The sequence below is a fragment of the Bartonella grahamii ATCC 700132 genome, assembly GCF_000518085.1.
In the GTDB taxonomy this organism is placed as follows: Bacteria; Pseudomonadota; Alphaproteobacteria; order Rhizobiales; family Rhizobiaceae; genus Bartonella; species Bartonella grahamii.
The window spans coordinates 1-1,024 of sequence record NZ_JACX01000071.1; the positions used below are offsets into that span (position 1 = coordinate 1).

Here is a 1,024-nt window from a genome sequence, read left to right on the forward strand (position 1 = left end):
TGCATATTCGATATCTTGGACGTGAATATATTCGGCATCTTGTATAGGCGCCTCTATTTGCTTTTGTTGTAGGAAAGATTGTTCTTTTTCATGCTGTCTCTTTTGCAAAACATCCAAAATACTTTGTGCTACTTCATCAGGAAGATCTTCAAGCTTGTCGACTCGTCCATACTTAAGCACTTTTTCCTCTTCTGTTTGAGTGATGTTTATTAATTGTTTGATTTGCGTAAGCACGTCATAAGAAACTAACTTCGTTTGTACGTTATGGTTTGCTTCATGGATACGTGCGGCTTCATCTTCTTCATAAATACCAGAAAATCCGAAAGCATAGCGAGCGCATTGTATAGTGGCTTTATGGCGCAACATACGTGCTGGATATTTTTTCCAAGGGTCACTGTGGTCTTGTGCGCATTCTTTGAGATATTCGGTGACTTCGATAGGATCCTTAATTCCTTTGAGACGAATAGCACATTTGATAGCAATGAGATTCCCATCTTTATCGAGTTGATCTTGAAAGGTCATGCCATCAAAGTTAGGATTTGATTTGATGATCTTTATCCAACCGTCGATAGAAACAACAGGGATCATGCCGCCGCCTTTTTTAGGAAATACATAAATTTCTTTAGTTAAAGGATTAAGTCCATAAGTATTGGCAACAAAAAGAAAAGTAATAAATTCCGCATCAGTGATGACACTAGCATTTTTATCTCCAATACAAGTTTTTATGATTGTGGTTTGAAATTCTTCAGCAGAAAATCCATATTTTCTTGCTATTTCTTTTAAAAGAGTGGAATTTTTCATCTTGATTTCCTACATTGCGCGCAATTCACCCGTGGCGTGAATCACGCTTGTGTTTAAAAGTTTGTTTTTGTTGCTAGAAACGGCTTATGTAGCTTATATTGCTTGCTGAATAGTCACTTTCGTAGATGATTGAATTGCGTCCACGAATTTCAAGATTACCAGAAATATTTACATTATCGAAAATATATACTCCATCTAGAATTTTCATATTTCCGGAAATGTG

The 1,024-nt window shown here is 36.3% G+C and carries 1 protein-coding gene; it reads right to left on the reverse strand.

Annotated features, from left to right (window positions below):
• The coding region (locus tag U736_RS0108785) for a recombinase RecT (RefSeq protein WP_026500697.1) at window positions 1-801 on the reverse strand (801 nt) is incomplete at its 3' end.
• Window positions 802-1,024 lie beyond the last annotated feature (223 nt).